The sequence below is a fragment of the Lactococcus protaetiae genome (assembly GCF_006965445.1).
Lineage (GTDB): Bacteria > Bacillota > Bacilli > Lactobacillales > Streptococcaceae > Lactococcus > Lactococcus protaetiae.
On sequence record NZ_CP041356.1, the window covers coordinates 2,260,482 to 2,286,284 of the forward strand.

Below are 25,803 nucleotides of genomic sequence, written 5' to 3' on the forward strand. Positions count from 1 at the left end.
CCGTTTGCTTAGCAAGCAAAGCTTGCAAGAGCAAAAGGCAGTGTATCTGCAGTTCATCTAATATAAGGAGTCTCTGTCAGTATCCCACCATTCACCTAAGCATGAAAGTGGGAGATAAAAATTCTGTCAGCATACTGACAGAATTCCCTTTACTTTATCTCAACTAATCAATCCTTAATTTACAATAATTCTTTGAAAAGTCCTCGAACAAAAAACTCTTCATCAAAATCTTGCAAATCATCTATTTTTTCTCCAAGACCAATCAATTTGACGGGTATTTTCAAACTTTGTACGATTGATAAAACAATTCCTCCTTTGGCAGAACCATCAAGCTTGGTCAATGCAATCCCTGTAATCGGTGTAACTACACTAAATTCTTTTGCCTGTTGAATTGCATTTTGACCTGTTGTCGCATCAAGTGCAAGAATCGTTTCGTGAGGTGCATCTGGAATTTCACGTTTAATTACTTTCCCGATTTTTTCCAATTCCTTCATGAGATGGTCTTTATTTTGCAGTCGTCCTGCCGTATCCACAAGTAAAATGTCATAACTTTCAGCCTTAGCTTTAGCAACAGCGTCAAAAACGACACTCGCAGGGTCTGAACCAGCAGCTTTTGTTACCACTTCCACACCAGAGCGATTTCCCCATTCAACCAACTGGTCAATGGCGCCAGCTCTAAAAGTATCCGCTGCTGCAAGCAGCACACGCTTTCCTTCATTTTTGTAACGCGCTGCCAATTTGCCAATCGTCGTTGTTTTACCAACACCATTTACACCAACAAACAAGAAAATCGAAAGTCCTGTTTCCTGAATATCAAGTGCTGATGGCAACTTCTCTCCATCAAACTTGTCAACAATCTTCTCAATAATTAATTGGCGTAAATCATCAGATGATTTTGCATGAGCAAGTTTTGCCTCATGTCGAAGCTCCTCAGTAATTTCCATCGCCAAATCAACACCAACATCAGACATAATCAGCGTTTCTTCAAGTTCCTCAAAGAACTCCTCATCAACAGTTCTAAAGTTGGCAAACAACTCATTAAAGCCATCACTAAACGTTTTCCGAGTCAAACTTAAAGAATCTTCATATTTCTTTTCAGTTTCCTCACGCGACTTCGTAAAAATATCTGCCAAAGCATCAACATCAATGACAATTTCTTCCTCATCAGTGCTGACAACAGTGTTGTCAGTAACGTTTTCACTTTCTGTCAGTACTGACAAACTTTTATCACTATTTACAGGTTCTTCATTAGCCTCCTGCACTTCTGTCAGTGCTGACATAGTGCTAGATTCGATATTATCCTGTTTTTCCTCAATGACAATATCATCAGCTACGTCTTCTTGCTTTTTTTTACCAAACAAACGGTCAAAAAGTCCCATATTTTCTCCTTTAAAATGGCTCAATAAACGATGGGCAACAACTCAACTCCCATGCTTCAATCGCTCAAGCTTGCATTTTCATTAACTTTCAGGCGCCCTAAACTCAATATCACATACCGAATCTTACTTCCCAAAAACGACTCAGCCATTCTCATTTCAATTTTTTTCTAAGTAATGCAAGTCCAGCAATCAAAATTCCAACCGCCGAAAAATCAATAATCTTTGATACAATCATAAAATTTGTTGTGTCCACCGAGAAAGCAAGCATCATCACAAGCAAAGCATGACTAGCAAATACTAACCCCATAAAACCAGTCAAAATCATAAATTTCTTATGACTTCCTTCACTCTCACCAGCCAACTCTAGCAAAGGCTTATTAAAAGCTACCGACAATAAAAAGATAATTCCAATCACTGCTGTCAAAATAGGATGCCAAAGTTTAAAAGCCAAATTATTTCCATGCGTCAAATAGACCGATAAAAGTGAAATCAAAAATCCCACAATCGCAACCAAACTAACGGGATTCAACGTCCGTTTTGTGAGCAATCCCCAAATCATATGGATGACAGGAAATGCTGTAGCCACGCCAAGTGCTAACGTATCAGACCAACCACACGTTTTTAAAATTAAATAAGCAACAACAGGCAATATAATTGCAAAAATCAAGCTTGGTATAAACTTTTTCAACTGTAAATTTTGACTCATCCTTAATCCTTCTACAAATATTCAAAACCTATTTTACCATGATTTTACCTAGAAAAAATCAGGCGCAAGTCGGATAATCAAAATTACAATACATACTTTTCAATCATATCTGCAACAGCATTTTGGTCATTCGTCAAACTCGAAATAATATTCGCTTGCTCTTTCACGCTATCTACTGCATTTCCCATTGCAACACCATAACCTGCCCAAGCAATCATTGACAAATCATTTGCCTCATCTCCCATCGCCATCACATTTTCTGGCTGTAAATCAAGCTGACCGATGAGTTGGGTCAATCCATAAGCTTTATTAATTCCCTTTGGCATAAATTCTAATAATTTTGCCTGAGTTTTGAAAATCTCAAAACGACTAAAAAATTCAGCAGGAATCTGCTTTAAACTTTCATCCAAAAATTCTCTTTCCGTGCAAGAAACAATTTTATTATAAACCACTTCACGCGGCACATCATTGAAATCCATCTTGATAAAGGTCAAAAGTTTATTCAAAGTTTCATATTCCGATACTCTTGCACTCTTTGTAACAAACACTTTTTCTTCACTCAAAATATCACAAGGAATATCAAGACGAGAAGTCAAAGTTTTTATTTCCTCAATTTCTTCATAAGAAAAACTTTTTTTCGATAGGATTTGTCCTGTATTTCGCTGAACCAATCCTCCGTTAAAAGTCACACTATAATCATCAAAATCAAGCATATTTAATCGTTTCAAAAACGGCTGAATCGCAATCAAAGGACGTCCAGTCGTCAACACGACATCAACTCCTTTATCTCTCGCAGCATCAATCGCTTCAATATTCTCGCGAGAGATTTCTTTCGACGAATTCAATAACGTCCCATCTAAATCAAGGGCAACCAATTTAATTTTGTTAGTCATGAATTTATTATACCACAACTCTCAAAATGACAAATGCTCCGAACAAATGATTTATCCCTCTTCAAAACCTTTGATCTAATTTTCTCTATCTAGTGGTTTTTATACTTTAAAAATCAGTAAGTATCGGCTACGTTAAACACTTACTTTTCTACCTTCTCACTCGTTTCAACTCTTTAATTTCTTTACTCATCAGTAAAGCATAGGAGTTACAATCACAATATTCAAAAACATCACGACATTTCTCCATTATCACTAATGCTGTATCATCTCCTCGATGAAAACGATAATTGGCTTTATTATACTTTAGAATATTTTTTTCAAAAGTATAATAATCTTCGATATTCATATTTTCAAGATAACTAATATATTTTTCTGCTAACTCCCACTGCTTATTCCTAACAAATGCATTGACAATATTGAGTAAAGCTTGAATTTTTGCACGTCGTATTTCTGGTAACTTTTTATTGAAATAATTAGCTTTTAACATCTGTTGAGTTAATTTTGAAAGTGTAACAGGGTCAAAAATATGATCACTTCGGGTTAGTGCATTAATATCATATATTCCCCAATCTTCTAATTCTAAAAGATAGGTTTTTAAAAATAAAATATCCTCTTCAGGTATTTTATACTCCCTATCAATTTTTGCAAGAACTGCCTCTGCTTGTACTTTATCTAACTTGTATTTCTTACTCTCAAACGTCAAAGATAGCATTTTTAGTTTTTCAATAAATTGACAAACCTTATCCTTATCATTAGACATATACGCTGCAATAAGTTCTGATTCGTAAAGCATAATATCTTTAGAATTCAACATCTGATTATATAAGTTCTGAAACTCAAAAGCTGAAACATTAATATTATTTATGATATTAAAGAAAGTTTCAACAGATGGACTAGAAATTCCATTTTCAAATTTAGATATATTAGCACTAGAGGTATCATTTCCAGCTGCTTCTTTCAACGTAAACTTTTTTGAAGTTCTAAAAAGTTTAAAAGCTTCCCCATATAAGACTTTCTCAACATTTCCACTTTTCATCCATCCTCTCCTATATTACAAATAAATAATAATTAACGATAGTTAAAAATTAACTCTATTTTATTTTTGTATTCTTTTATATAGTTTATTATACTACAAACATAATTATGAGGGAGGAGAAGTTATGAAAAAATCAAAATTCACATCACTACTAGTCGCTTTAGTATCCTTGGTCGTTGTCTTTGTTGAAGTTCTTCCTTGGGGATAATTTTAATACTACTTATAAATAAAGTTTCACTGATGCGATAATGTCACTTATTATCTTTAGATTAAAATATTAACATATTGAAATTTTTCTCCATCTAGAACATACTAAACAAAAGGAAAAAACTAAATGAATAATACGATTACTAACCTATTATCCAATCAATCTCAAAAGGAGATACGTACAGACCGACTACAAGTCCAAGGAAATGTGCTCAAAGTTGACAAAAACACTCTTCAATTAAGTAATATCTCCACGCTAAGTCACGGTCGCCTAAAAGTTAACATTCCATATCCGCTTATTATCATATGGCTCTTAATCTCTCTTATCATCTTAAAGTTTTCTTTTATACTAGGGTTAATTTTAATCATTGCCTTAGGAGTTTATATCTACTATCTCTATCAGAAAACTTTAAATACTAATTCTTATCTTTATATTCAGCTTAACTCTGGAATAATCTATCCTATTTATTTTAAAGAGGAATCTTTTTTACTTGAGGTTCAGGATGTGTTAGAAACTGCTTTTAATCAGCGAAATCAAAATATTAGCATTAATATCAAAGATCAGACAATTGTTGGAGATAATAACTCAATTGCTGAACATTCTATTGGGAATAACAACATTATTGAATCAAACAATACTGATAAATCTTTCAGCATAGGAGAGATTAATAATAGCTCTCTTGAGCAGGTTCAACTCGGTCATGGCAATCACGCAAATATTGCTTCCAATGTTTCCGGTTATGACTGGGATGAAATCTCTAAAGAACTAGAGCGTGTTATTAATAACATCTCAATTTCCTCTTCAGTTAAGTCTGTTAGTATTGAAGCATTAGAAGCCGCTAAAAATAAAGATACTTCCACATTTGAAACCATTGTAAAGAGTCATAAAGCCGAGTTTCTTTCAGAGTTATTTGTAAATTTTGCAGGAAGTTTATTAACTCAAGTTGTCACTAAAATTTTAGGAATGGGATAACACATTTATCATTGAAATAAAAAAAGCCCAAATGGGCTTTTTTTATTTTTATTGGTCAACCAAAAGACGAACTTTTTTACCCTCAACAGGGACAAAATAAACAACTGTACGAATAGCTTGGATAATACGCCCTTGGCGACCGATAATCCGACCGATATCACCATCAGCGACTTTGAGATGGTATTCCATAAATTCTTCACCTTCAATAAGTTCTAAAGATACTTCATCGGGTTGTGTTACCAATGGTTTGACAATCGTCAAAACTAACTCTTTCACATCTGATTGCATAACATTTCCTACTCTAACCAGAATTCTGGTTCAATTTTTTATGTGAATATCCACGAAAAGCTGTCCAAAAGGGCAGCTTCAAATTTCTTATTTAGAGAATTTTGATTCGTGGAATTTTTTCATAACTCCAGCTTTTGAAAGCAAGTTACGAACTGTATCTGATGGTTGTGCACCATTGTTCAACCATTCCAAGATGCGTTCTTCTTTAAGTGTGACTTGGTTTTCAGCTACGAGTGGGTTGTAAGTACCAACTGTTTCGATGAAACGACCATCACGTGGAGCGCGTGAATCAGCAATGTTAATACGGTAGTAAGGTTTTTTCTTAGAACCCATACGAGTCAAACGGATTTTTACAGACATGTTTATCTATTCCTCTTCTTAATTTTTAATACTTGAATATTATAACATAGGTAAGGAAAGCTGTCAAGAAAAAATCTTGACAGCTCTCATCTACCGATTTTTTACTCAATTCAATCGCAAAAAACGATCAAGAAACTTCTCAATAGTTTTGTATTATTTTTGGAGAAAAAGATATGTTTATAAAATATTTTCCTTTTCAGCGTTGTCTTCTCTCTTTCTTAGAGTGAATAAAGCAGCAACAAGCAAAATTATTCCCATAAGCGCAGGAGCTGAATGTCCAAAGAGAATATATATTTCACCACCGATTAAAGGTCCTGCAATGCGTGCAAGGGATTGTAAGGCTTGTGACCCACCTTGGAGCTTTCCCTGCTCGCTATCGCTTGCTTGTTTGGATAAACGGCCGTTAAAAGCGGTACCAAATACCGAATCGCCAAAAGCATAGATAAACATTGCAAGGATAAAGATGGGCCAAAACTGAGTGATTGCTGAGAGAGCCATCAATGTGTACCCGATAAGCTCACTCACTATCGCGAGATTAATTAACTGCTTATCATTGAAGTGCTTGAGTAGATGTTTCATTATCAATGTTTGAGTGACAATATCTTGTAGCCCCATGATAGAAAAGACGAGTCCGATAGCTACAGGTCTCCATGCAAAACTATCCCATGTAAACTGGCTAATGATGGCCTGCATTGCTCCTGCTGGAATCCACAGGAAAAAACCTACGATGAAAAGTTTTGAAAGATTACGCATAGTCAAAACATCAAAGAGTGCTGTAAAAGGATTAATCCGATTGAGCGGAAGTTTTGATAATCGCTTATCTACTGCTAAACTTTCTGGCATTGCAAAGAGACCATAAACAAGATTGAGCAAACAAATAAAAGCACCGAAATAAAAAGGAACACTATTTCCAAAATGAGCAAGCAGTCCCCCAAACGTAGGGCCAGTAATCGTCCCAATACCAACGGCCGCTGCTGCCCAACCAAAGATTTTTGTACGTTCTTCAGCTTTTGTAATATCGGCAAAGTAGGCAAAAAGTGCAACAATATTTCCACCAGTCAATCCATCAATAATCCGACCAAGAAACAGCATCCAAAGTGCGCCCGCCAGTCCAAAAACGAGATAACCGATGCTTGAACCCGCGAGACAAGTTAATAAAATGACTTTTCTACCATATCGGTCAGAAAGAGCACCCATTGCTGGTGCAGCAAGAAAGGTACAGCCTGCATAAATCGCAGTTAGCGCAGTCACAATAAATGCTTGATTACTATGATTTGCAAAAGGAGCGACTAGAAACGGAACAACAGGAGCAATGATTGTAAAGCCCAGTCCTGTAAGAAATGTTGAGATAAGCCCAAAGGTTAGGGCATGATGATTAGGTTTCATATTAGTTGACCTCGATTGAATATCTATATTTAGTTTCCTTAGAAACAATAATAGAATATCATCTTTTTGTTTCTTTGTCAACAAAAAGATGATAAAAAAGAAACACTTTACGATTTCAAAGTGTTTCTTATTGTTTTATCAAGGTGATTGTTATATTTTTCTAGAAAATTCAAAATAACTTGACTTTCTTTTTCAGATAAATCTTCAAATACTATTTCATCTTCTTTGAGAAATTTTTGATGCATCGCCTCATGACGATTATTGATTTCACTTCCAGCTTGTGTCAGCCGAAAATAAATTTCTTTTTTATTGTCAGGACTTTTGAAACTTTCTATGAGACCTTTCTTGAGCAATTTTTTGGTGACCTTACTGATTGCTCCGCGTGTGACATAAAGTGCTTCTGCGAGCTTGGTAACATTGGGATACTCAAGTATGGCAATTATCTCAATTGACTCAATCTCTGACAAGCTTAACTCTGGGAAAACTTTTTCCATTTGTGGACGATAGTAGTAATTAATTTTATTAAATAAATCAGTTAAACTTGATAGGATTTCTGCTTGCTTGGACATTTTACCACCTTCTTTTTTTAAATCTTTTCTTTTATCAAAGTAAGTGCGTGCTATCTCCGCCTTACGGCTACGCTGTCGATGCTCGCTACGCCACTAAAGTGGCTAGTCGCAATCGCAATACTCCGACCTCTTAGGTCGGAGATAAAGCAGCACTATCTCCGCTTTGCTACGCTGTCCATCCTCGCTAAGGTGCTGAAGTACCTAGTCGGAATGGCAAGCTTTGAATTTCGTCCGACTGCCATAGGGCGTTGGCGCTTTTAGCGCCTAGGCTTCTTGGACAAGGTGACCTCATATCGAAGATGTTAAGCAGACTGTTGCAGCTTTAGCTGCGTACAGGTCGCTTAGTTGTTACACCTAGAGGTTGTACCTTAAATTCAGTGGGGAGTTGCCTTTTTATCAGTCGCTTCGGCGACTAGAGAAAATGGACAAATGTTTTATGAAACTCCTACTGAATAAGTCTTGACTTCATTTTACATTCCAAGGAATCAAAAGTCAATTTGTGATTAGAAAAATGATATTAAATTATTTCAAGATCTATCATGCTTTGTACAGTAGCTATAATAGCTTCTTTTGCTGGGCGAGGTTTCCACCCAAGTAGTTTTCTCGCTTTTTCATTACTACAATTGGTATTTTGTCCGAGAAATGTAGCAGGCATTTTAAGACTTTCATTAAAATGCGAGAGAAATCTAACAACAAAATCTGGAATTTCTCTGATAGAAACTTTACTTGCTCGCGAGTGAAATTCTTGTTTTAACCATTCTGCTAGTTGTTTGTAGGTGATGTTTTCGTTTGTCGTTGCTAAAAATCTTTCTCCTACAGCACTTTCAGATTCCATAGCAAGAATATGAAGTTCCGCCACGTCTCGCACATCAACATAATCAAAACCCATTTTTAATAAAAAAGGCATTTTCCCATCAAACATAGATTTAATGATTTGATTAGAATGAGAAAAATCTTTCCCTAACACAGGTCCCATTACTGCTACTGGCAAAATGCTTGTCAACTCAATGTTTTGTTCTTTAGCAAATTTCCATGCTTCTTGCTCCGCTCTTGTTTTAGAACGCTGATAGGCATTTATTGAAGCGGCCAAATTAGTCCAATCTTTTTCTGTAAATGTTCCTGGATGATTTTTGTGACCTGCAAGTACCGCCCCCGATGCAGAGGTCAATACAATCCGTTTTACTCCTGCTTGTTTAGATGCTTTAAAAACATTGAGTAGTCCTTCTACTGCCATTTTGACCATCTCTGATTCTTCTTTTGGTCTTGTGGCCGGAGTTGGCGAAGCAACATGAATGACATAGCCTACTCCCTGAGCTGCTGTTATCCAACTTTCTTTGTCCAATAAATCTGCTTGAACAAACTCTAACATTTCTAAATTTATTGCACCTGCTTGGTTTATCATTGCTTTGACTTCGTCTTGACGGCTCATCGTGCGCAAAGTCGCTCTCACCTGATAACCTTTTTTCAACAGTTTTGCTATCGTATGCACAGCGATAAATCCACTACCACCTGTAACGAGTACTAATTCTTTTTTATCCATCATTTCCCTTCAACTTACGTTTCACTTGTAACTTATGCTTTCTTAATATATAATATTTTCAAATAGAAAACAAGAAAAAAACTAGCTTATGTGACAATAAAGGAGCTTTTGTAATGGCAGCTACAGACTATGCGCAAACGGTGAAAAATGATACACGGGAATTTATTTCTCTTGCCATCTTACAACTTTTAAAAAAAGAAAAACTATCAACTTTGAGTGTTTCCAAAGTTTGCAAACGTGCAGGTGTAAGCCGTATGGCATTTTATCGAAATTTTTCAGACTTATCTCAAGTTTTGCATGAGTATTATCAACCTAAGATTTCCGCTGAATTTGATGTTGTGCGGAATCAACCGTTGGCCTCTGTTAAGATTGAGCGTCAAGAAATATTTTTTGAGCGATTTGGTGATGATTTTATCTTAGCGGAGCAAGGGGAGTTTGAACCAATTATTCGGAGCATTTTTACAGAAGAAATTAAAAAGTTTTATGTAAACTCTGAAGATGATTATTGGGTAGCTTTCATGGCTGCAGGTGTTTATGCCATTTGGCATAAATGGCTATTGGAAGACAAAAAGCGTCCGTTAAAAGAGGTTCATGCTTTAATCAAAAACTTTGGTATAAAATAATAATAAAAACTTACTGACAAGATTATCAGTAAGTTTTTATCAGTTTTGTCAGTGATTTCTGAGTTCTGTCAGTAATTTTTCTGCTGTCGCTTGATTCATTAGTTTTGATTGATGAAGAAGTTGAGTCAACTGAGCGATTTCTTCACCTTTTGCACCGACCGAAAGCGCTAGAGAGCGAGTTTGTAAGCTCATGTGTCCTTGCTGGATGCCCTCAGAAACAAGCGCACGCAAGGCTGCGAGATTTTGTGCCAAGCCAACAGCAGCAATAACTTTCGCCAACTCCTGAGCTTCTGTAATTTGCAAAATTTCCATCGCTGCTTGCGCTTTAGGTAAAACTTTGACACCTCCACCGACCGTAGCAACAGGAAGTGGTAATTCTAGCTCCCCAAAAGCATATCGCCTGAAACCCACCATGTCGCAAGCCCACGATATTTTCCATCATGGCTTGCAAACGCGTGGATTCCGGCAGCAATGGCGCGAGTGTCATTTCCCGTTGCAAGCACAACTGCATTAATTCCATTCATAATCCCTTTATTATGCGTAGCTGCACGATAAGGATCAAGCTTTGAAAAACGTGAGGCAGCAGAAATCTTATCTGCGACATCTGCTCCATTTCCTGTCTTGGATAACTTTTCGACTGGAATCTCACAAGACACTTTAACTAGAGACTCTGTCGCAAAATTTGACAAAATACTGAACAGAATTTTTTCCTCAGGGAACCATAGTCTAAAGCGTTCTGCAATGCTTTCCAAAATAGAATTGACGATGTTTGCGCCCATAGCATCTCTGACATCAATCTTAAAATCTACTGACAGAAAATTTTCATCAAAAAGTCGAGTAGAAATATCACGTAAACCTCCACCTCTTTTGACAATAGAGGGGTAAGCTGTTTGCGCTACTGACAAGATTTCGTCAGTACTGACAGAAATTTTGTCAGCGATTTTTGAAGCATTTTGTAGATCATAAAAAACGATTTGTCCACGCATTAGCCGTTCCGTAATCTTTGCAGTAAAGTTCCCAGCCATTTTGGCACCGTTACTTGCTGCAGCGATAACTGATGGTTCTTCTGTTGCAAAAGGAATCATATATTTTTTGTCATTAATGACAAAATTTTGAGCGAGTCCCATCGGTAATTCAAACTCCGAGATTTGATTTTCAATCAAATTATTTGCGACATCTTCATCTAGTGTTATCTGACGCAAAATCTCTTGTGTTTGCTCCTTTAAGTCAAGCGTCTGACGTCTTTCTTCTGGCGTCATCTGATAGAATTTCTTTTCCATTTTTAGCTCTCAAATTTTGGATTTTTCAACAAGACGGCAAGCCCTAGACCACCGCCAATACAAAGACTTGCAATACCGTAACGTTTGTTTTCACGATTGAGCGCGTAGCTCAAGGTTGTGATAATCCTTGCTCCAGTTGAGCCGATGGCATGCCCAAACCAATTGCTCCACCATAAATGTTTACTTTTGTCTCATCAAGTGCCAGTTCACGATTGACCGCAACACTGGATGCTGCAAAGGCTTCATTGATTTCGAAAAGGTCTATTTCTGATTGATTCAACTTTGTTTTAGTGAGCAATTTTGTGATTGCTTCAATCGGTGAAACACCCATGATGGCTGGATTAATTCCGATTTCTACTGAATCAACTAACTCCGCAAGATATGGAATTTTGTGTCGTGTGGCATAATCTTTCGTTGCCAAAATGACTGCCGAAGCACCATCATTCACTGGTGAAGAATTCCCAGCAGTTACCGTTCCATCCTCTTTGAAAACCGTACGCAAAGTGCTTAATTTCTCTAAACTTGAGTTTGGACGTGGAGCTTCATCGTCTACCAGCGCTCCAATTGGGATAATTTCATCTTTAAAAATTCCTGCACTTCTGGCTGCAACCGACTTTTCCTGTGAACTTTGCGCAAAGACATCTTGACTTTCTCTAGAAATTTTAAATTTCTCGGCAATGGTTTCGCCAACATTTCCCATATGAATCCCTGAAAAAGCATCAATCAGACCATCAGAGAGCATCGAAAGTGTTTCCTTACCAGTCTTTTGATTTTTCAGGATTGGTGCATTAGACATTGACTCAGTCCCGCCTGCAATCACAAGCTCTGCCTCTCCAAGTTGGAGGAGTTGTTTTGCTAAAATGATGGCTTTCATCCCTGATCCGCAGACTTCATTGATTGTTGAAGCAGGTACAGTGGCGCAAAGTCCACTATTCATCGCGATTTGCCGAGCGACGTTTTGACCATTGCCGGCTTGAAGCACATTACCAAAAATGACTTGAGCCACATCTGATTTTATCGCTTCATGTCGAGTCAGAAGCTGTTTTACGACAGATGTTCCAAGCTCTGTTGCTGAATATTTAGAAAGTGCGCCGTCATATTTACCGACCGGCGTACGTAAGGCGTCAATGATTACAATTTCTTTCACGAGTGAACCTCCGAAAGCCATTATAGCATAATTTCGAGTCCTTTTTGTAAAGAGAGTTTATCCCTTGGAGATGGTGAGCTATGAAAATCTTGTTAAATGTGCTAAAATGATATCATTCAAAAATAAGGTTGTGAAATCAACTTTTTTTGTTTTTCTTAAAGCAAAAATATGATTTAAACTCACAAAGCGATGATAATGAGGGAATTTTTAAAAATGAAAGTCGGTATAGATAAAGTTGCTTTTTTTGTGCCAAATACATATGTTGATATGACAGAGTTGGCGCTTGCTAGAGGGGTTGACCCTGCAAAATTTCATATTGGAATTGGACAAGATGAAATGGCAATCAATCCTGCTACTCAAGACATTATTACTTTTGCAACAAATGCTGCTGCAAGTATTTTGACAGATGAAGATAAAAAATCAATAGATATGGTGATTGTCGGCACAGAATCCAGTGTTGATGAATCTAAAGCTTCTGCTATTGTAGTTCATGGTCTTCTTGATATTCAACCCTTTGCACGTAGTATCGAGATGAAGGAAGCTTGCTACGCAACAACAGCAGGGCTTGCTGCTGCTCGTGACCATGTACTTCTTCATCCTGAGTCGAAAGTCCTTGTCATTGCCTCCGATATTGCAAAATATGGTTTAAATACAGGCGGAGAACCAACACAAGGGGCTGGTAGCGTTGCTATGCTGGTTACTAGCGCCCCTCATCTTTTGGTATTAAATAATGATAATGTTGCACTTTCGCAAGATATTTATGATTTTTGGCGTCCTTTTGGGCAGGCCTATCCTTCTGTTGATGGAAAATTTTCAAATGAAACTTATATCAATGCCTTTGCAAAAGTTTGGGATGAATACACTAGCCGCACTGGTTTGACTTTTGAAGATTTTAAAGCGGTCGCTTTTCATACGCCTTATACCAAAATGGGTAAAAAAGCTTTATTGCCAAAACTTGAGGCTGAAAATCCTAAAAATGCTGATGATTTGATGAAACAGTTTGAATATGGAATTGCTTATAATCGTCGTGTCGGCAATCTTTACACGGGTTCACTTTATTTGAGTTTAATCTCTCTTTTAGAAAACTCAACTGACCTATCCGCTGGTGATAAAATCGGATTATTTAGTTATGGTTCTGGAACTGTCGCTGAATTTTTCTCTGGTGAATTAGTAGATGGTTTTGAGAAATATTTGCGTGCAAAAGACCACCAAGCATTACTTGATGGACGTTCAAAATTGGCAATTTCTGAGTATGAAACAATGTTTAATGAAAAGTTAGATTTGAATCATCATGCAGAATATCATGATGAAATGCCTTTCTCAATTAGTGAGATTCGTGATAATCATCGTCTTTACAAAAAATGAAGCCAAGACATACGCAGTAGAGAATGGACAATGCTTATCCTAAAGCGCTGCGGGTAAATAAGGTGACCTCAATCTTTGATATTAAGCAGACTGTTTGCATACAGGTCGATTGCGATTTGAACTTGCCACTTTATAGGATAACCGTTGGCGCTTCAGCGCTTACGGATATGCTAGTTGTTTCACCTAGTGGCTTAGTGAAATCGACAGCGTAGCAAAGCGGAGATAGTTGTTACACCTAGAGGTTGTGCCTTAGGTTCGCCGTCAATGAGTTGACTTCACAATCTTAATAAATGCTGACAGAAATTTCGTCAGTAATTTTTCCAACCTCTACTCCCTGCCATGATACTGACAGAGAGTAGAAGATTGAGGTAAGTAATGAATCAGTAAATAATGAAACCTGTCAGCGTACTGACAGGTCTTTCTTTTTTGAAGTGATTACTTCATTGGTGGGGATTCTTCCCCCCCCCACCAATGTTAGGGCACAACCTCACATCAAAGATATGAGGTCACACCTCCGCTTTGCTTCGTTATCCATTCGCTCTAAGCGACTAAAGTCGCAAGGCGAAGTGGTCTTGTCCCTGAAGTCTAAGCGCTGAAGCGCTAAGACCCTAGGGCAGTAGAACGAAAGCAGAGCTTGCCATTTCGCCTTGTCGCTTTAGCGAGTTGCGACTTCGACTAGGCACGTTCGTGCCGTAGCGAGAATCGACAGCGCAGTGAAACGGAGATAGAGCGAATGGACAGCGGAGCGAAGCGGAGATAGTGCTGCTTATCCCACCACCTTATAGAGGTGGGGGGAATTGCGATTGCGACTAGACACTTTGCCTTTTGCTCTTGCAAGCTTTGCTTGCTAAGCAAACGGACAGCGGGACCGTTCGCAGAACGGCGTGCAAAGCACGTAGCGCCTTAGCGAACCATTTCGCCTTGCTGCTTTAGCAGCTTAGAGCGAATGGATACCCGTGGTTCATCGACAACGTAGCCCAAAGGGCAGAGATAGCACGCACTTGCTAAGTTAAAACTGAACATTATCAGGATATTTGTGTGGCAAAAGGGCACCATGCAACTGGTCAATAAACACCATATCTTCATCTGTCAGTTCAAAATCAAAGATTTGAGCATTTTCTTTGATTCGATTAGGTGTGATAGATTTAGGTAGGGGAAGGTATCCTTTTTGTAGATGCCATCTCAGCACTGTTTGCGCCACTGTCTTATCATATTTTTCGGCAATTTCACCCAAGGCTAATATTTTAAAAATTTCACCTGTTCCAAGCGGAGAATACGCTTCTGTCAGCAAATCATGCGCTTTATTATAAGCTACAATATCTTCTTGTTGATCACTTGGATTGCTATAAATCTGATTGACAACAGGCTTGATTTTTGCTGTTTCAAACAAAGCATCCAGATGATGAGGTTGAAAATTGGCTACACCCAACGCTCTAATTTTTCCCGCCTCATGAGCTTCTTCCATCGCACGCCATAGTTCACTATTTCGCAGCTTAAAGTTAGGACGTGTTTTCACTGGATTTGGCCAATGAATCAGTAGAAGGTCAATGTATTCTAAACCTAACTTCTCCAAACTTTCATCAATACTGCTGACAGCTTCTTCATAAGTACTGACAAAATTCCATAATTTTGTTGTAATGAAAAGTTCATCACGTGCTATCCCTGAATCTTTTATTGCTTCTCCTATAGATTGTTCATTGCCATAAGCCTGAGCCGTATCAATATGACGATAACCTGTAACAAGTGCAGTTTTCACTGCTTCATAAGCAACCTCTCCATCTGGACTTTGCCAAGTTCCAAAGCCAACTTTGGGAATTTGCACACCATTTGCGAGTTGATAAGTGTCTGATAACCCCATCCTGTCCTCCTCCAAACTTTTCTTTCTATCAAAGCAAGTGCGTGCTATCTCCGCTCTTTGGGCTACACTGTCGATGCACCACGGGTATCCATTCGCTCTAAGCTGCTAAAGCAGCAAGGCGAAATGGTTCGCTAAGGCGCTACGTGCTTCGCACGCCGTTCTGCGAACGGTCTACCTCCGCTGTCCGTTTGCTTAGCTGCTAAAGCAGCAAGAGCAAAAGGCAAAGCGCCTAGTCGCAATCGCAAGCCCCTCAGGGGAAGCAGCATTATAACTTTGAATTTCGTCCGACATAAACTCAGTAGCGAGTTTCTCGCCACTGAATAAGTCTCGACTTCATTTTATCAAAATTTTAGAAAAAATGATTTCTGTCAGTACTGACAATTGTATTAGATTTTCTTTAAAGTTCGTTCAGTATAGAAAAAAACTGTCAGTACGCTGACAGATTTTTTTCATTTAAGTAATGATGCAGCTGCTTCATCAGCAATCACTGTGACATTATCACGAGTTTGCAAGATAGATGCTGGCAAATCAAGTGTAACTTCGCCTTCAATCATTCCTTTGACAGCCTCAGCTTTCTCTTTTCCATAAGCCATCAAAACAATATTTTTAGATTTCATAATACTGGCAAGCCCCATAGAAATTGCTTGACGTGGCACATCAGCTTCTGACGTGAAGAAACGCGCATTTGCTTTGATTGTACTTTCTTCAAGGTCAACAACATGAGTTGTAATATCAGTAGGTGTCCCTGGTTCATTAAAGCCAATATGACCATTTTGACCGATACCAAGAATTTGCCAATCAATAGGATGTTCTGCGATAATTTGATCGTAATGTTTCACTTCAGCATCAAGATCTGCGGCTTTACCATTTGGCAAGAAATTTTCTTTAAAAGGTTTTTCTTCAAACAAATGTTTGTTCATGAAGTAGCGATAAGACTGGTCATTTGAACCATCAAGACCTACATATTCGTCCAAGTTAACTGAAGTCATGCCAGTAAAATCAAGGTCAGAATTAATGATTTGATTATAAAATTCTACTGGAGTTGAACCTGTCGCAAGTCCAAGTGTCTTAGCACCATTTTCCATTGCTTCTTTAAGAAGATTGAAACCGATTTTTCCACCTTCAAGTTGATTTTTAACTACGATAACTTTCATTTTTCTATGCTCCTTTTTAAAATGTAAACTCACCCAATCACTGTGAAATTAGTCATACTACAGATAATCCGTTGTAACAATCAGCAACAGATTGACCTCGTTACAAAAAACATCACTATGATAAGCAAATTCAGTTATAAAGTAGACCCTGATTTCAGATGTCTGAATCACTTTTAAATTGGTATATATCAATTTATCTACACTTTTATTATAGCATAAAATGACGTCATGTCAACCAAAATTTATCAACAAAACTCATTTTTTTACTCTTCATGATGATTTGTAAAATTTACTTTTACAAGCTGAAGTTTGCACTTCACATTTGATGTCGTGATAAATCCTCACAAGGCAGTATATCTAATTTGCCATTCAGTGCAGCACAGCCACTCACTAATTTTACGATCTGCGAGCAAAGAAAAAATTCTAGCTAGATACTAAATAGCTAGAAACTTTTTCGTTTAATGCTCTAATGAAATTTCTTATTTATTTTTTAATGCTTAAATCTGCTAAAATTATGAAATCGCAGACTTTAAAATACTCTATCGGTTTCAAGTAATAGCAAAATAATTAACTGACAATCCGAGTAAGTATTTTTGTCAAAAACTCTACAGATATAGAATTATTCGGTTTTTGAGTGATACAACCCTCTAGCCAATGCTTCCCCCTCAGTCATAGAAATCACAGGATTTGTTGGTTTAGGATGAATAGCATATTCATTGTACCAATACACTTTAGTAGTACCATTATCTACAACATATACAGTTCGACTATTTGGATCACTAGCAGTAGTGGTCTGTGAGTCTTGTTTATTTTGTTCGGCCACTGCAGCTGCTGCTTGTGAAGAAGCTTCTTCAGATGCTTGGTTAGCTTTAGAAATACTGACAGACTTATTATGCGAACTCTCAGCAATGGATTTTGACTCAGACTGACTTTCAGCAATGGACTGTGATTCAGATTGTCTTGACAGGCTTTCAGATTGTGAAATAAACTGGCTTCTGCTAATTGATTGTGATTCAGATTGTTTTATCTTTGCTTCTTGTAAAGAACTGGATTTGGTAGAACTATCATTTGCTGAAGTTGACGAACAAGCAGAGAATGAGAAAACCGCTAGTATGGTTAATAATAGTAATGGAAATTTTTTCATAAATTATCTCCTTATAATATATTTTTAAATTTTTTCTTGATTTATTTTGGAAGATAAATTTCTCAAGAAAATTCCTCTCCCATACGACAGTAAGTTATCTGAGATAAGCAAATCTTTTATTTCCGTAATAATCTTACTTTCAAATTCTTTTTTATTATCCACAAAATTTAAAACCCTAATGTTACAGGCTTCCCTTATAGTTTTATACTTTTACAGCCTATGTAAATACGTTAAAGTATTGTAGGTGTGTTAATGATTGGCAAGGTGCCTTCCATATTATGAGAGTGGTCAAGTTCTACACCTGCTCGTAGACGGAAAATTGGTTCTCCATATATTTCAATCAAATCATTTGATAATTTTTCGATTTCCAAGCTCAATATTTTCTTCTTACGTTCTTTCAGAGTTTTAACAAGAGAAAAATTTAAATCATTAATTGCTTCCTGAAATTTTACTCCTTCTTGAATTTCAGTGATACTTTTTTTTAATATACTCTCTATTTATCTGTCACACTTGAATTTTCTTTGCTTAGTTGAATCATTCGAATTTAAAATTTGTTCTGTCTATCTGTTAGCATATTAATTTCCAAACTAAACTGTACCTCCATTTGACATGGTCTGTAAGTTTTTTATTTTAGATACTTTTCTAAGAAATCAAAAAGAAAATTTAGTCTGCCTGTCCATGCTAAAACAATCAGCAAAGTAAAGAATAGCATCGTCCAAAACCATTGAGTATTACTAAGTTTTCTGTAACCACCATTGTAGAAGACATGAGTTTCTTTTTTTTCTGGAATACCATATCTTTCAATTAATTCATCATATATTTTTTTTGAATTAGGACTAAGACTGTACTCTTGATTTTCTTCTAGTCTATGGAAATTTGTTAATAATTGTTCTACGGCTTCTTCAAAGCTTTCTCCACGGTCTAATCGAACAATAAATTTTTCAAAAGAGTTTCTTTCCCCATAGGACAATGCACTGTCTGAAATAATTATACTTTTTATTTTGATAGTTATATTGTTCTCAAATTCTATTTTATCGTCCATAAATTTTACGACCCCAATGTTGCTGGATTTCCTCCATCTGAAATTTTTTGTTGCGCTTTTATTATTTCTTCTTGACGTTTCTTCTCTTTTTCCTTCGCTATTTTATCCAAATATTCTTTTCCACTCATATCCTCTTTTTCTTCGGAATGATATGATTTTTTAAAAGCAAAAGAATCCATCAAACCGTCCAATCCACCTTTAACAGTATCAGCATAGCCAAGTGTATGACTTTGTTCTTGTTTGTATTTTGGAGCCTTTCCCTCCCAAACTCCAGCATATTCAACTCCTTTTGCCTCTTCAGAAGTCCCACTAATACCATTAAAACTAGCAAGATTATCCATGAAGCTTCCCCATTAACTGAAAGAACAACATTCTTAGTTTCATCATAGACAACTTCTAAATTACCTTGATTAGTGTAATAGATTATCGTTTTAATCACGTCATCAGCTGAAACCTTATTTTCTGTATGAAGTTTAGAAAATTCCCCTGTAATAAAATTCCAGACATTTTTAACACCTTGACCCGCATCTGAAATCTTTTCTTTTTGATTTTGAGCATATATGGCGAACACTTCCGCTAAAGTCATCCCTGTTACTTTAGCTAGTTTTTTCAACTGCTCTACTGTAGCTTGGTTCTCTTTTGATACGTTGTCAGTTAAAATATCCTCTAAAGTCAAATCATTATGTTTTTTAGACACGAGTGATTCATCTAAATCTTTTCCAGTTAACTTTTTATACCAAGCCATGTCAATATTTTTACTCACTGTGAAATTACCTTTTGAATCAAAAGAGCCACGTCTCAAACTTTTTGCTCCTAATAAAGCATAGCGAAAATCTTGCAAACTATCTGAAAACAACGAACTTGTTCGACTTTCTACATCTTCCAAGATATGTATTTTGTCCTCTAGTTCTTGAATCTCTTTTTCGTAGTGATTTAAGACACTCTCTAAACCTTTTCCCTCAAAAAATAAATTTTCCGTTGCTGTTTGTGATAGGCTTGTTGCTAACAGTTGACTAAAAACAGTGAGTTGATTTTCTGTTAAGGCTTTTTGTTGACGCTTGATTTCAAGCAAGTGTTCAAAATACGTTTTATCATAAACACTATCAGAATAACGGTCAAATGCTTCAATCGCTGATTTATAGGTATTTAACTCTGATTTAATTGTAGTCGTTGCATTTTTTAGTTCATTAAGCATGGGGACAACGAGTTGTCTAAAAAGCGTGTCTGCCGCATGATAAGCTTGACCTGATAAACCAGCAAAAGGGGCTCCGATGCAAGAAACTAACCGCTCAACTCCCTCTTGCAAGTCACTGATGATTTGGTCGGCAGTTGAAAGATTATGGTCTAATGCTGAAACCAAGGCTTGACCGTCTGCTTTGGTATATTTTAATCCCACGGTAACTGATTCCTTTCTTGATGTGTCATTTCTATCTCCTCTTGAATTCGATTACTTTCATTACGGTAATCTTGTTCTAATTGCCCTAGTTGACGTTCTGAAACATTTTGAATCTCACGACGGACTTCGCGAAAAGTCTCGGCACTCCAACCTAATTTTTGTCCGCCTTGTTCTGCTTGATAATAAGTTTCTTCTTCCTCACGAAATAAGTGGTTCATTTGGTTTTGATACGCTTCAATTTGGCGTTGAATATTTTTCTTTTCTTGACTAAACTCATCTAACTGATTTTCTTTATAACTAATCAAGCGATTCAATTCTAAACGTTGGTCTGCACTTCTATCTCTTTGCATTAAAACCCCCAACTTTGAGCATCCGTTTGGTCGCGGTATTCAATAATTTGAGCTAAACCAGTTACTTTGTGCGCCTGCGTTTGAATCGTTTCAACCAATTCTTCTACATCTTTAAGCATATCGTTAGTTAAATTTTGGGCAGAACTCATACATTTTAAACTACTTCCTGAAAATTCAACTTGTTTACCTTGAGTTGAACTTGTCACACTCGTCAATTTTGAAACAGCACTTTGTGCCACTCCAATGTCCGAACTGATCCTTGATGTTCCCATTAAGTAAAATTCTCCTTAAATTTTCATGTGATTCTAATTAAGTTTATTTTACAGTTTTTAGAATACATTTGCAAGATGTAAAAAGAAAAAGCTAGACTTACTCTAGCTTTTTTATTTCAATTTCTAATACCTCTCAGCAAATACCGCTAGTTCTACTATTTTCAAACCTAACTCCGATTCATAAGTGCTAGCCATAACTAGTTTAATAAATTGTTCTCCAAGAGCTCAAAATATTTCCCTAAAAGTTTTCCTTTTGATAAAACATGAATAATTTCCGAATTATAGCAAAATCAAACTCTTGACAAAATAACATTTTATCTTGCATAAAAAACCATTAGGCCTTATCATTATTGCCGAGATGAACCACCATAAAAACTCACATCAAAATACGCTGCCTGAGTGAAATTTTGCTATAATTGTCTTTATGAATATTAACGAATTTGATTTTGATTTACCAGAAGAACTTATTGCTCAAACCCCTTTAGAAAAGCGTTCTGAGTCACGTCTTTTGGTCCTTGACCCTAAAACTCACCAAATGCAAGATAAGCATTTTTATAATATTATTGACGAGCTTGAAGCTGGAGATGCTTTAGTGCTTAATAACACTCGTGTCTTGCCTGCTAGGTTGCATGGTATGCGCAGTGAAACAGGAGGGCATATTGAACTGCTTTTACTCAAGGATTTGGGTGAAAATCGCTGGGAAACTCTTGCAAAACCTGCTCGGAAGATGAAAGTCGGTGAGCAAGTTATTTTTGGTGATGGTCGTCTGAGCGCTGTTGTTATCGAAATACTTGAGCATGGTGGACGCATTGTTGAATTTCATTACGACGGAATTTTTCTTGAAATTTTGGAAAGTTTAGGTGAAATGCCACTTCCACCCTATATTCACGAACAACTTGAAGACCAAGAACGTTATCAAACGGTTTTTGCCAAAGAAAATGGCTCTGCTGCAGCTCCAACAGCAGGTTTACACTATACACCAGAACTTTTGCAAGCCATCGAAGATAAAGGCGTAAAAATTGTTGAACTGACACTCCACGTAGGTCTTGGTACTTTCAGACCTGTCAGCGTAGATAATGTTGACGAGCATCATATGCATAGTGAATTTTATCAACTTTCAGAAGAGGCAGCAAGAACCCTCCGCGAAGTTAAGGCCTCTGGTCACAAGGTTGTTGCCTGTGGGACAACATCTATTAGAACTTTAGAAACAATCGGAAGCAAGTTTAAAGGAGATATACAAGCAGATTCAGGCTGGACAGACATTTTCATCAAACCTGGCTATGAATGGAAAGTTGTTGATGCTTTCAACACAAACTTTCACCTTCCAAAGTCAACATTAGTCATGCTTGTTGCTGCATTTGCTGGACGCGATTTTGTACTTGAAGCTTATCAACACGCCGTTGATGAAAAATATCGCTTTTTCAGTTTTGGTGATGCAATGTTTGTACGAACAAAAGCATAAAATTCACTGACAAAAACTTTGTCAGTTCAACGCAACTAAAACGAGCATTGAATCCACCAAATAAAGGAATTATCAGCCCAGCTGATAATTCTGTCAGTTCAATGCGACTAACGCGAGCATTGAATCCACCAGATAAAGGAATTATCAGCTGGACTAATAATTCTGTCAGTTCATGCGACTAACGTGAGCATTGAATCTACCAGATAAAGGAATTATCAGCCCAGCTGATAATTCTGTCAGTTCAATGCGACTAACGCAAGCATTGAATCTACCAGATAAAGGAATTATCAGCTGGACTGATAATTCTGTCAGTTCAATGCGACTAACGCGAGCATTGAATCTACCAGATAAAGGAATTATCAGCCAAGCTGATAATTCTGTCAGTTCAATGCGACTAACGCGAGCATTGAATCTACCAGATAAAGGAATTATCAGCCAAGCTGATAATTCTGTCAGTTCAATGCGACTAACGCGAGCATTGAATCTACCAGATAAAGGAATTATCAGCCAAGCTGATAATTCTGTCAGTATACTGACAGAAAAAAACTATTGCATACAAGGACCGCTTAGTTGTTATACCTAAAGGTTGTGTCTTAGGTTCGCCGTCAAAAACAATACGAGTTGACTTCACAACCTTAATAAATAGGCTTTTTAATACTAGTTCACCTAGTCGTAGTGGCAACAACAACTAGCATATCCGTTGCTGCTTTAGCGCAAACGGCTATCCTATAAAGTCGGAAGTTCAAATCGCAATCCAGCAGAGCTGGCAAGGCGAAATGGTAAGCGCAAGAAGTGGTTTGCGTAGGATGCAAACTTTAACTTCTAAGCGATAGTTTAGAAGTCAAACAATATAAGGAGCAAAATGAGCTTTCTCAACCTTGTTATGACACCTGATTTTATCAGCATTATCTCAGATGGACAAATTACAACTGACCAACACATCACACAAAGTCACTTTAAAAAATTTGAAACTAGCCCAAATGGTTTTGTTGTCGGTATAACAGGATTTGAACTTATTACAAATGAGATTAGAAAAAAATTTTACTATCAGCCAAAATTGACCTTTGATGAAGCACAGCTTTTTTTAAGAGATGAATTAGAAAAATATAAAAATAAGCAAGCTACTTTTGGTCAGTTTATCCAATTCAATGCTATCATTGCTGGATACCCAAATTTACTGACAGAGCCCCTTTCCTCTAAGCATGAATCTTCTACCCTGTCAGTGCCAGAAGCCACGACATTCCACATTGAAAATCAAAGCATTACAGAAACACATTATCAAAATTCGGCAGTTCTTTCTCTCATACCCGATGATATTTCATTTAATCCTAATCGTCTCATCAGCGATAACCTTGCCAATTTTTCCTCTCAAACACTCTTACCTCATCTTCAAAATCTCCAACGCAACGCTCTCTACAAAGTCGCTGACGAATCTAAAACTGTAAATCGTGTCATTTTTCAAGAAACGATTACCCCTACCAATCTCATTAGGTGACTCCCAATGAGAAATTGTTTACTGACAACCTTCTGTCAGCACTGATAATGTTTGTAGATTTGGAGTTGAGCTGGTATGACAAAACAAAAAGACTGAGTTACTCAGTCTTTTTTTCATCATGTTTTTCTTGATTGGCTTTGGATAATGTTAATTTGCCCTTTGGATTATATTTTTTTAACAATGTATCAATCCGTGCATCCGTCCAATAATCTGCAGAAGCAATAAAATTACCATCTTTATCTCGGTCACCAATAATTTTAAATCCCATTCTTGTTCTCCAAAATCGCTTATTGCTCATTCGTTGCCTTGCAACTTCACCATACAAAATTAAGCTTTATCGCCTTCATTTGAGTTTCAATCTCGATGAATCTAATACTGTTTAATTTCTAAATATTCCATTTAGAAATTACTTCGCTTTGCTCTGCTTCCGATTTCACTATCTCCGCAACTTCGTTGCTCCGCTGTCCTTTTGCAGTTGATCCAATAATCTTACTGCATAAAATTAAAGATAAACTAGTATAAATCTTATGTCAATCCACAAATTCAAACTCAAATTTACGAATTCTTACATAATCGCCATCACGAGCGCCCATTTTCCGAAGGGTTTCATCAACACCCATAGAACGCAGCTGACGAGCAAACTTCATAACAGATTCATCATGGTCAAAGTTTGTCATAATGAATAATTTTTCAATCTTCTCACCAGACAAGCGCCATCCTCCATCATCATCTCTAGACACACTAAAAGGTTGCTCCTCTTCTTCAAATCCGTAGTACGCAGCTTCATTCGCAATCTCGTCTTCATCATAAAGCAAGAACTCAGGCGTTTCGGAAAGTAGTTCACTCGTGCGAGCCAACAGACCTTGAAGACCTGTTTTCGTTAAACCAGAAACTTCAAAGATTTCAGGCATTTGCTCGTCATCTTTCAAATCTGCCGCTAATTTTTCTTTAAACTCTGCCAGACGTTCAGGAGCTTCAGGCATATCCATTTTATTTGCTACAATGATTTGTGGGCGTTCCATCAAGCGCAGATTATAAGATTCCAACTCATCATTAATCGTTTTATAATCTTCATAAGGGTCACGTCCTTCAAGTTCAGACATATCTAAGACATGAAGCAAGACGCGCGTCCGCTCAATATGTCTAAGAAATTGAATACCAAGACCCGCACCTGAATGCGCTCCTTCAATCAAACCAGGCATATCCGCCATAACAAAGCTATCGCCATAGCCGACTTGTACCATCCCAATATTTGGAGTAATTGTCGTAAAATGATAAGCTCCGATTTTTGGTCTAGCGTTTGATACTACAGAAAGTAAAGTTGATTTACCCACAGATGGAAATCCAACCAAACCAACATCTGCAAGAACACGAAGTTCCAACAACAAAATCTTATCCTCACCAGGCTCACCATTTTCGGCAACCTCTGGCGCAGGATTGCGTGGTGTTGCAAAACGAATATTTCCTCGTCCTCCACGTCCTCCTTTAGCTACAACAAATTCTTGATCCTTTTCAATCAAGTCAGCAAGTACGTTACCTGTTTCATTATCTTTGACCGTTGTTCCTTGAGGAACGCGCACAATTAAATCTTCAGCGCCACGTCCATGCATTCCCTTATTCATCCCCTTTTCGCCAGCTTTAGCACGAAAAATACGATTATAACGGAAATCCATCAATGTAGACATTCCTTCATCTACCTTGAAAATAACTGAACCACCTTTTCCGCCATCACCGCCTGCGGGGCCTCCGTCTGGGACATATTTTTCACGACGAAAAGCAACTGCTCCATCGCCACCTTTCCCAGCTTTTACCTCAATTTTAGCTGTATCTAAAAATAAGCTCATTTTATTTTTTCCTCTGTTTTCCTATTTTTCAGCA

The 25,803-nt window shown here is 37.2% G+C and carries 26 protein-coding genes and 2 pseudogenes; 6 read left to right on the forward strand and 22 right to left on the reverse strand.

Annotated elements, in window-relative coordinates; all coding sequences use genetic code 11:
• Positions 1-179: 179 nt before the first annotated feature.
• From ftsY to FLP15_RS10820, 4 genes are all read right to left on the reverse strand, one after another.
• Positions 180-1,379 (reverse strand): signal recognition particle-docking protein FtsY, encoded by a 1,200-nt coding sequence (gene ftsY / locus FLP15_RS10805; protein ID WP_142767124.1) that lies wholly within the window; start codon positions 1,377-1,379, stop codon positions 180-182.
• Between the two features lie 151 nt (positions 1,380-1,530).
• Positions 1,531-2,085: a VC0807 family protein gene (locus FLP15_RS10810; RefSeq protein WP_142767125.1), complete on the reverse strand. Its 555-nt coding sequence runs from the start codon at positions 2,083-2,085 to the stop codon at positions 1,531-1,533.
• Positions 2,086-2,168: 83 nt separating this feature from the next.
• Positions 2,169-2,978 carry a Cof-type HAD-IIB family hydrolase gene (locus tag FLP15_RS10815; RefSeq protein ID WP_142767126.1) on the reverse strand — a complete coding sequence of 270 codons (810 nt, stop codon included), beginning with the start codon at positions 2,976-2,978 and terminating at the stop codon, positions 2,169-2,171.
• A 148-nt stretch (positions 2,979-3,126) separates the two neighbouring features.
• A complete protein-coding gene (locus FLP15_RS10820; RefSeq protein WP_142767127.1) occupies positions 3,127-4,014 on the reverse strand; it encodes an Rgg/GadR/MutR family transcriptional regulator in 888 nt (295 codons plus the stop codon).
• Positions 4,015-4,348: 334 nt separating this feature from the next.
• Here FLP15_RS10820 and FLP15_RS10825 point away from each other — a divergent pair, with 334 nt between their 5' ends.
• Complete coding sequence (locus tag FLP15_RS10825; RefSeq protein WP_142767128.1) at positions 4,349-5,194, forward strand: hypothetical protein; 846 nt, start codon at positions 4,349-4,351, stop codon at positions 5,192-5,194.
• A 48-nt stretch (positions 5,195-5,242) separates the two neighbouring features.
• Here the strand turns inward: FLP15_RS10825 and FLP15_RS10830 are convergent, their stop codons facing one another.
• The 5 genes from FLP15_RS10830 to FLP15_RS10850 all read right to left on the reverse strand — a co-directional run bounded on the left by FLP15_RS10830 (position 5,243) and on the right by FLP15_RS10850 (position 9,340).
• Entirely contained in the window at positions 5,243-5,482 is a 240-nt protein-coding gene (locus tag FLP15_RS10830) for a KH domain-containing protein (protein ID WP_120772015.1), read from the reverse strand.
• Positions 5,483-5,569: 87 nt separating this feature from the next.
• Positions 5,570-5,842: a 30S ribosomal protein S16 gene (gene rpsP, locus FLP15_RS10835; RefSeq protein WP_120772016.1), complete on the reverse strand. Its 273-nt coding sequence runs from the start codon at positions 5,840-5,842 to the stop codon at positions 5,570-5,572.
• A gap of 177 nt (positions 5,843-6,019) precedes the next feature.
• Positions 6,020-7,228, reverse strand: a complete 1,209-nt coding sequence (locus tag FLP15_RS10840; protein WP_142767129.1) for an MFS transporter — start codon at positions 7,226-7,228, stop codon at positions 6,020-6,022.
• Positions 7,229-7,335: 107 nt separating this feature from the next.
• The gene (locus FLP15_RS10845) at positions 7,336-7,797 is read right to left on the reverse strand and encodes a MarR family transcriptional regulator (protein ID WP_142767130.1); all 462 of its coding nucleotides are present in this window, start codon (positions 7,795-7,797) and stop codon (positions 7,336-7,338) included.
• A gap of 517 nt (positions 7,798-8,314) precedes the next feature.
• Positions 8,315-9,340 carry an SDR family oxidoreductase gene (locus FLP15_RS10850; RefSeq protein WP_223804640.1) on the reverse strand — a complete coding sequence of 342 codons (1,026 nt, stop codon included), beginning with the start codon at positions 9,338-9,340 and terminating at the stop codon, positions 8,315-8,317.
• A gap of 110 nt (positions 9,341-9,450) precedes the next feature.
• On the opposite strand from FLP15_RS10850, the gene FLP15_RS10855 reads away from it, so the two are divergent.
• Entirely contained in the window at positions 9,451-9,960 is a 510-nt protein-coding gene (locus FLP15_RS10855) for a TetR/AcrR family transcriptional regulator (RefSeq protein ID WP_142767131.1), read from the forward strand.
• Between the two features lie 48 nt (positions 9,961-10,008).
• On the opposite strand, the pseudogene FLP15_RS10860 reads toward FLP15_RS10855, so the two are convergent.
• Positions 10,009-11,240: pseudogene (locus tag FLP15_RS10860) on the reverse strand (hydroxymethylglutaryl-CoA reductase, degradative).
• 2 nt (positions 11,241-11,242) lie between these two features.
• Positions 11,243-12,387: pseudogene (locus tag FLP15_RS10865) on the reverse strand (thiolase family protein).
• Between the two features lie 213 nt (positions 12,388-12,600).
• Between FLP15_RS10865 and FLP15_RS10870 the strand changes: the two are divergent.
• On the forward strand, positions 12,601-13,752 hold the full coding sequence (locus tag FLP15_RS10870; protein ID WP_142767502.1) for a hydroxymethylglutaryl-CoA synthase: 1,152 nt from the start codon (positions 12,601-12,603) through the stop codon (positions 13,750-13,752).
• A 1,009-nt stretch (positions 13,753-14,761) separates the two neighbouring features.
• Here FLP15_RS10870 and FLP15_RS10875 read toward each other — a convergent pair.
• The 9 genes from FLP15_RS10875 to FLP15_RS10905 form a co-directional block, all read right to left on the reverse strand.
• Positions 14,762-15,610, reverse strand: coding sequence for an aldo/keto reductase (locus FLP15_RS10875; protein ID WP_142767132.1), 849 nt, complete (start codon positions 15,608-15,610; stop codon positions 14,762-14,764).
• 449 nt (positions 15,611-16,059) lie between these two features.
• Positions 16,060-16,764, reverse strand: coding sequence for a glucosamine-6-phosphate deaminase (locus FLP15_RS10880; RefSeq protein WP_142767133.1), 705 nt, complete (start codon positions 16,762-16,764; stop codon positions 16,060-16,062).
• Between the two features lie 619 nt (positions 16,765-17,383).
• Positions 17,384-17,908, reverse strand: a complete 525-nt coding sequence (locus tag FLP15_RS10885; protein ID WP_142767134.1) for a hypothetical protein — start codon at positions 17,906-17,908, stop codon at positions 17,384-17,386.
• A gap of 230 nt (positions 17,909-18,138) precedes the next feature.
• On the reverse strand, positions 18,139-18,285 hold the full coding sequence (locus FLP15_RS12825) for a hypothetical protein (RefSeq protein WP_190288299.1): 147 nt from the start codon (positions 18,283-18,285) through the stop codon (positions 18,139-18,141).
• Between the two features lie 248 nt (positions 18,286-18,533).
• Complete coding sequence (locus FLP15_RS10890) at positions 18,534-18,950, reverse strand: hypothetical protein (RefSeq protein WP_142767135.1); 417 nt, start codon at positions 18,948-18,950, stop codon at positions 18,534-18,536.
• A 5-nt stretch (positions 18,951-18,955) separates the two neighbouring features.
• On the reverse strand, positions 18,956-19,132 hold the full coding sequence (locus FLP15_RS13320; RefSeq protein ID WP_223804641.1) for a hypothetical protein: 177 nt from the start codon (positions 19,130-19,132) through the stop codon (positions 18,956-18,958).
• Positions 19,129-20,346, reverse strand: coding sequence for a hypothetical protein (locus tag FLP15_RS10895; protein WP_142767136.1), 1,218 nt, complete (start codon positions 20,344-20,346; stop codon positions 19,129-19,131). Before FLP15_RS10895 ends, FLP15_RS13320 begins: the two co-directional genes overlap by 4 nt.
• Positions 20,337-20,696 carry a hypothetical protein gene (locus FLP15_RS10900; protein ID WP_142767137.1) on the reverse strand — a complete coding sequence of 120 codons (360 nt, stop codon included), beginning with the start codon at positions 20,694-20,696 and terminating at the stop codon, positions 20,337-20,339. The genes FLP15_RS10895 and FLP15_RS10900 overlap by 10 nt, the downstream gene beginning before the upstream one ends.
• Positions 20,696-20,968, reverse strand: a complete 273-nt coding sequence (locus FLP15_RS10905; protein WP_142767138.1) for a hypothetical protein — start codon at positions 20,966-20,968, stop codon at positions 20,696-20,698. The genes FLP15_RS10900 and FLP15_RS10905 overlap by 1 nt, the downstream gene beginning before the upstream one ends.
• A 424-nt stretch (positions 20,969-21,392) precedes the next feature.
• On the opposite strand from FLP15_RS10905, the gene queA reads away from it, so the two are divergent.
• The 3 genes from queA (at position 21,393) to FLP15_RS10920 (ending at position 23,925) form a co-directional block, all read left to right on the forward strand.
• Positions 21,393-22,430, forward strand: a complete 1,038-nt coding sequence (queA, locus tag FLP15_RS10910) for a tRNA preQ1(34) S-adenosylmethionine ribosyltransferase-isomerase QueA (protein ID WP_142767139.1) — start codon at positions 21,393-21,395, stop codon at positions 22,428-22,430.
• 190 nt (positions 22,431-22,620) lie between these two features.
• A complete protein-coding gene (locus FLP15_RS10915; RefSeq protein WP_142767140.1) occupies positions 22,621-23,013 on the forward strand; it encodes a hypothetical protein in 393 nt (130 codons plus the stop codon).
• A 279-nt stretch (positions 23,014-23,292) separates the two neighbouring features.
• Positions 23,293-23,925, forward strand: a complete 633-nt coding sequence (locus FLP15_RS10920) for a hypothetical protein (protein WP_142767141.1) — start codon at positions 23,293-23,295, stop codon at positions 23,923-23,925.
• Positions 23,926-24,022: 97 nt separating this feature from the next.
• Here the strand turns inward: FLP15_RS10920 and FLP15_RS10925 are convergent, their stop codons facing one another.
• The gene (locus FLP15_RS10925) at positions 24,023-24,193 is read right to left on the reverse strand and encodes a hypothetical protein (RefSeq protein ID WP_142767142.1); all 171 of its coding nucleotides are present in this window, start codon (positions 24,191-24,193) and stop codon (positions 24,023-24,025) included.
• A gap of 262 nt (positions 24,194-24,455) precedes the next feature.
• On the reverse strand, positions 24,456-25,769 hold the full coding sequence (gene obgE / locus FLP15_RS10930; protein ID WP_142767143.1) for a GTPase ObgE: 1,314 nt from the start codon (positions 25,767-25,769) through the stop codon (positions 24,456-24,458).
• Positions 25,770-25,803 lie beyond the last annotated feature (34 nt).

Bases quoted from the DNA above. Each gene is read 5' to 3' on its own strand.
- FLP15_RS10880 (WP_142767133.1), bottom strand. From the start codon at position 16,764: ATGAAAGTTATCGTAGTTAAAAATCAACTTGAAGGTGGAAAAATCGGT.
- rpsP (WP_120772016.1), bottom strand. From the start codon at position 5,842: ATGTCTGTAAAAATCCGTTTGACTCGTATGGGTTCTAAGAAAAAACCT.
- FLP15_RS10890 (WP_142767135.1), bottom strand. From the start codon at position 18,950: ATGGACGATAAAATAGAATTTGAGAACAATATAACTATCAAAATAAAA.
- FLP15_RS10905 (WP_142767138.1), bottom strand. From the start codon at position 20,968: ATGGGAACATCAAGGATCAGTTCGGACATTGGAGTGGCACAAAGTGCT.
- FLP15_RS10810 (WP_142767125.1), bottom strand. From the start codon at position 2,085: ATGAGTCAAAATTTACAGTTGAAAAAGTTTATACCAAGCTTGATTTTT.
- FLP15_RS10830 (WP_120772015.1), bottom strand. From the start codon at position 5,482: ATGCAATCAGATGTGAAAGAGTTAGTTTTGACGATTGTCAAACCATTG.
- FLP15_RS10815 (WP_142767126.1), bottom strand. From the start codon at position 2,978: ATGACTAACAAAATTAAATTGGTTGCCCTTGATTTAGATGGGACGTTA.
- FLP15_RS10885 (WP_142767134.1), bottom strand. From the start codon at position 17,908: ATGAAAAAATTTCCATTACTATTATTAACCATACTAGCGGTTTTCTCA.
- FLP15_RS10825 (WP_142767128.1), top strand. From the start codon at position 4,349: ATGAATAATACGATTACTAACCTATTATCCAATCAATCTCAAAAGGAG.
- FLP15_RS10855 (WP_142767131.1), top strand. From the start codon at position 9,451: ATGGCAGCTACAGACTATGCGCAAACGGTGAAAAATGATACACGGGAA.
- FLP15_RS10920 (WP_142767141.1), top strand. From the start codon at position 23,293: ATGAGCTTTCTCAACCTTGTTATGACACCTGATTTTATCAGCATTATC.
- FLP15_RS10870 (WP_142767502.1), top strand. From the start codon at position 12,601: ATGAAAGTCGGTATAGATAAAGTTGCTTTTTTTGTGCCAAATACATAT.
- FLP15_RS10900 (WP_142767137.1), bottom strand. From the start codon at position 20,696: ATGCAAAGAGATAGAAGTGCAGACCAACGTTTAGAATTGAATCGCTTG.
- obgE (WP_142767143.1), bottom strand. From the start codon at position 25,769: ATGAGCTTATTTTTAGATACAGCTAAAATTGAGGTAAAAGCTGGGAAA.
- queA (WP_142767139.1), top strand. From the start codon at position 21,393: ATGAATATTAACGAATTTGATTTTGATTTACCAGAAGAACTTATTGCT.
- FLP15_RS10845 (WP_142767130.1), bottom strand. From the start codon at position 7,797: ATGTCCAAGCAAGCAGAAATCCTATCAAGTTTAACTGATTTATTTAAT.
- FLP15_RS10875 (WP_142767132.1), bottom strand. From the start codon at position 15,610: ATGGGGTTATCAGACACTTATCAACTCGCAAATGGTGTGCAAATTCCC.
- FLP15_RS10840 (WP_142767129.1), bottom strand. From the start codon at position 7,228: ATGAAACCTAATCATCATGCCCTAACCTTTGGGCTTATCTCAACATTT.
- FLP15_RS10850 (WP_223804640.1), bottom strand. From the start codon at position 9,340: ATGATGGATAAAAAAGAATTAGTACTCGTTACAGGTGGTAGTGGATTT.
- FLP15_RS10820 (WP_142767127.1), bottom strand. From the start codon at position 4,014: ATGAAAAGTGGAAATGTTGAGAAAGTCTTATATGGGGAAGCTTTTAAA.
- ftsY (WP_142767124.1), bottom strand. From the start codon at position 1,379: ATGGGACTTTTTGACCGTTTGTTTGGTAAAAAAAAGCAAGAAGACGTA.
- FLP15_RS10925 (WP_142767142.1), bottom strand. From the start codon at position 24,193: ATGGGATTTAAAATTATTGGTGACCGAGATAAAGATGGTAATTTTATT.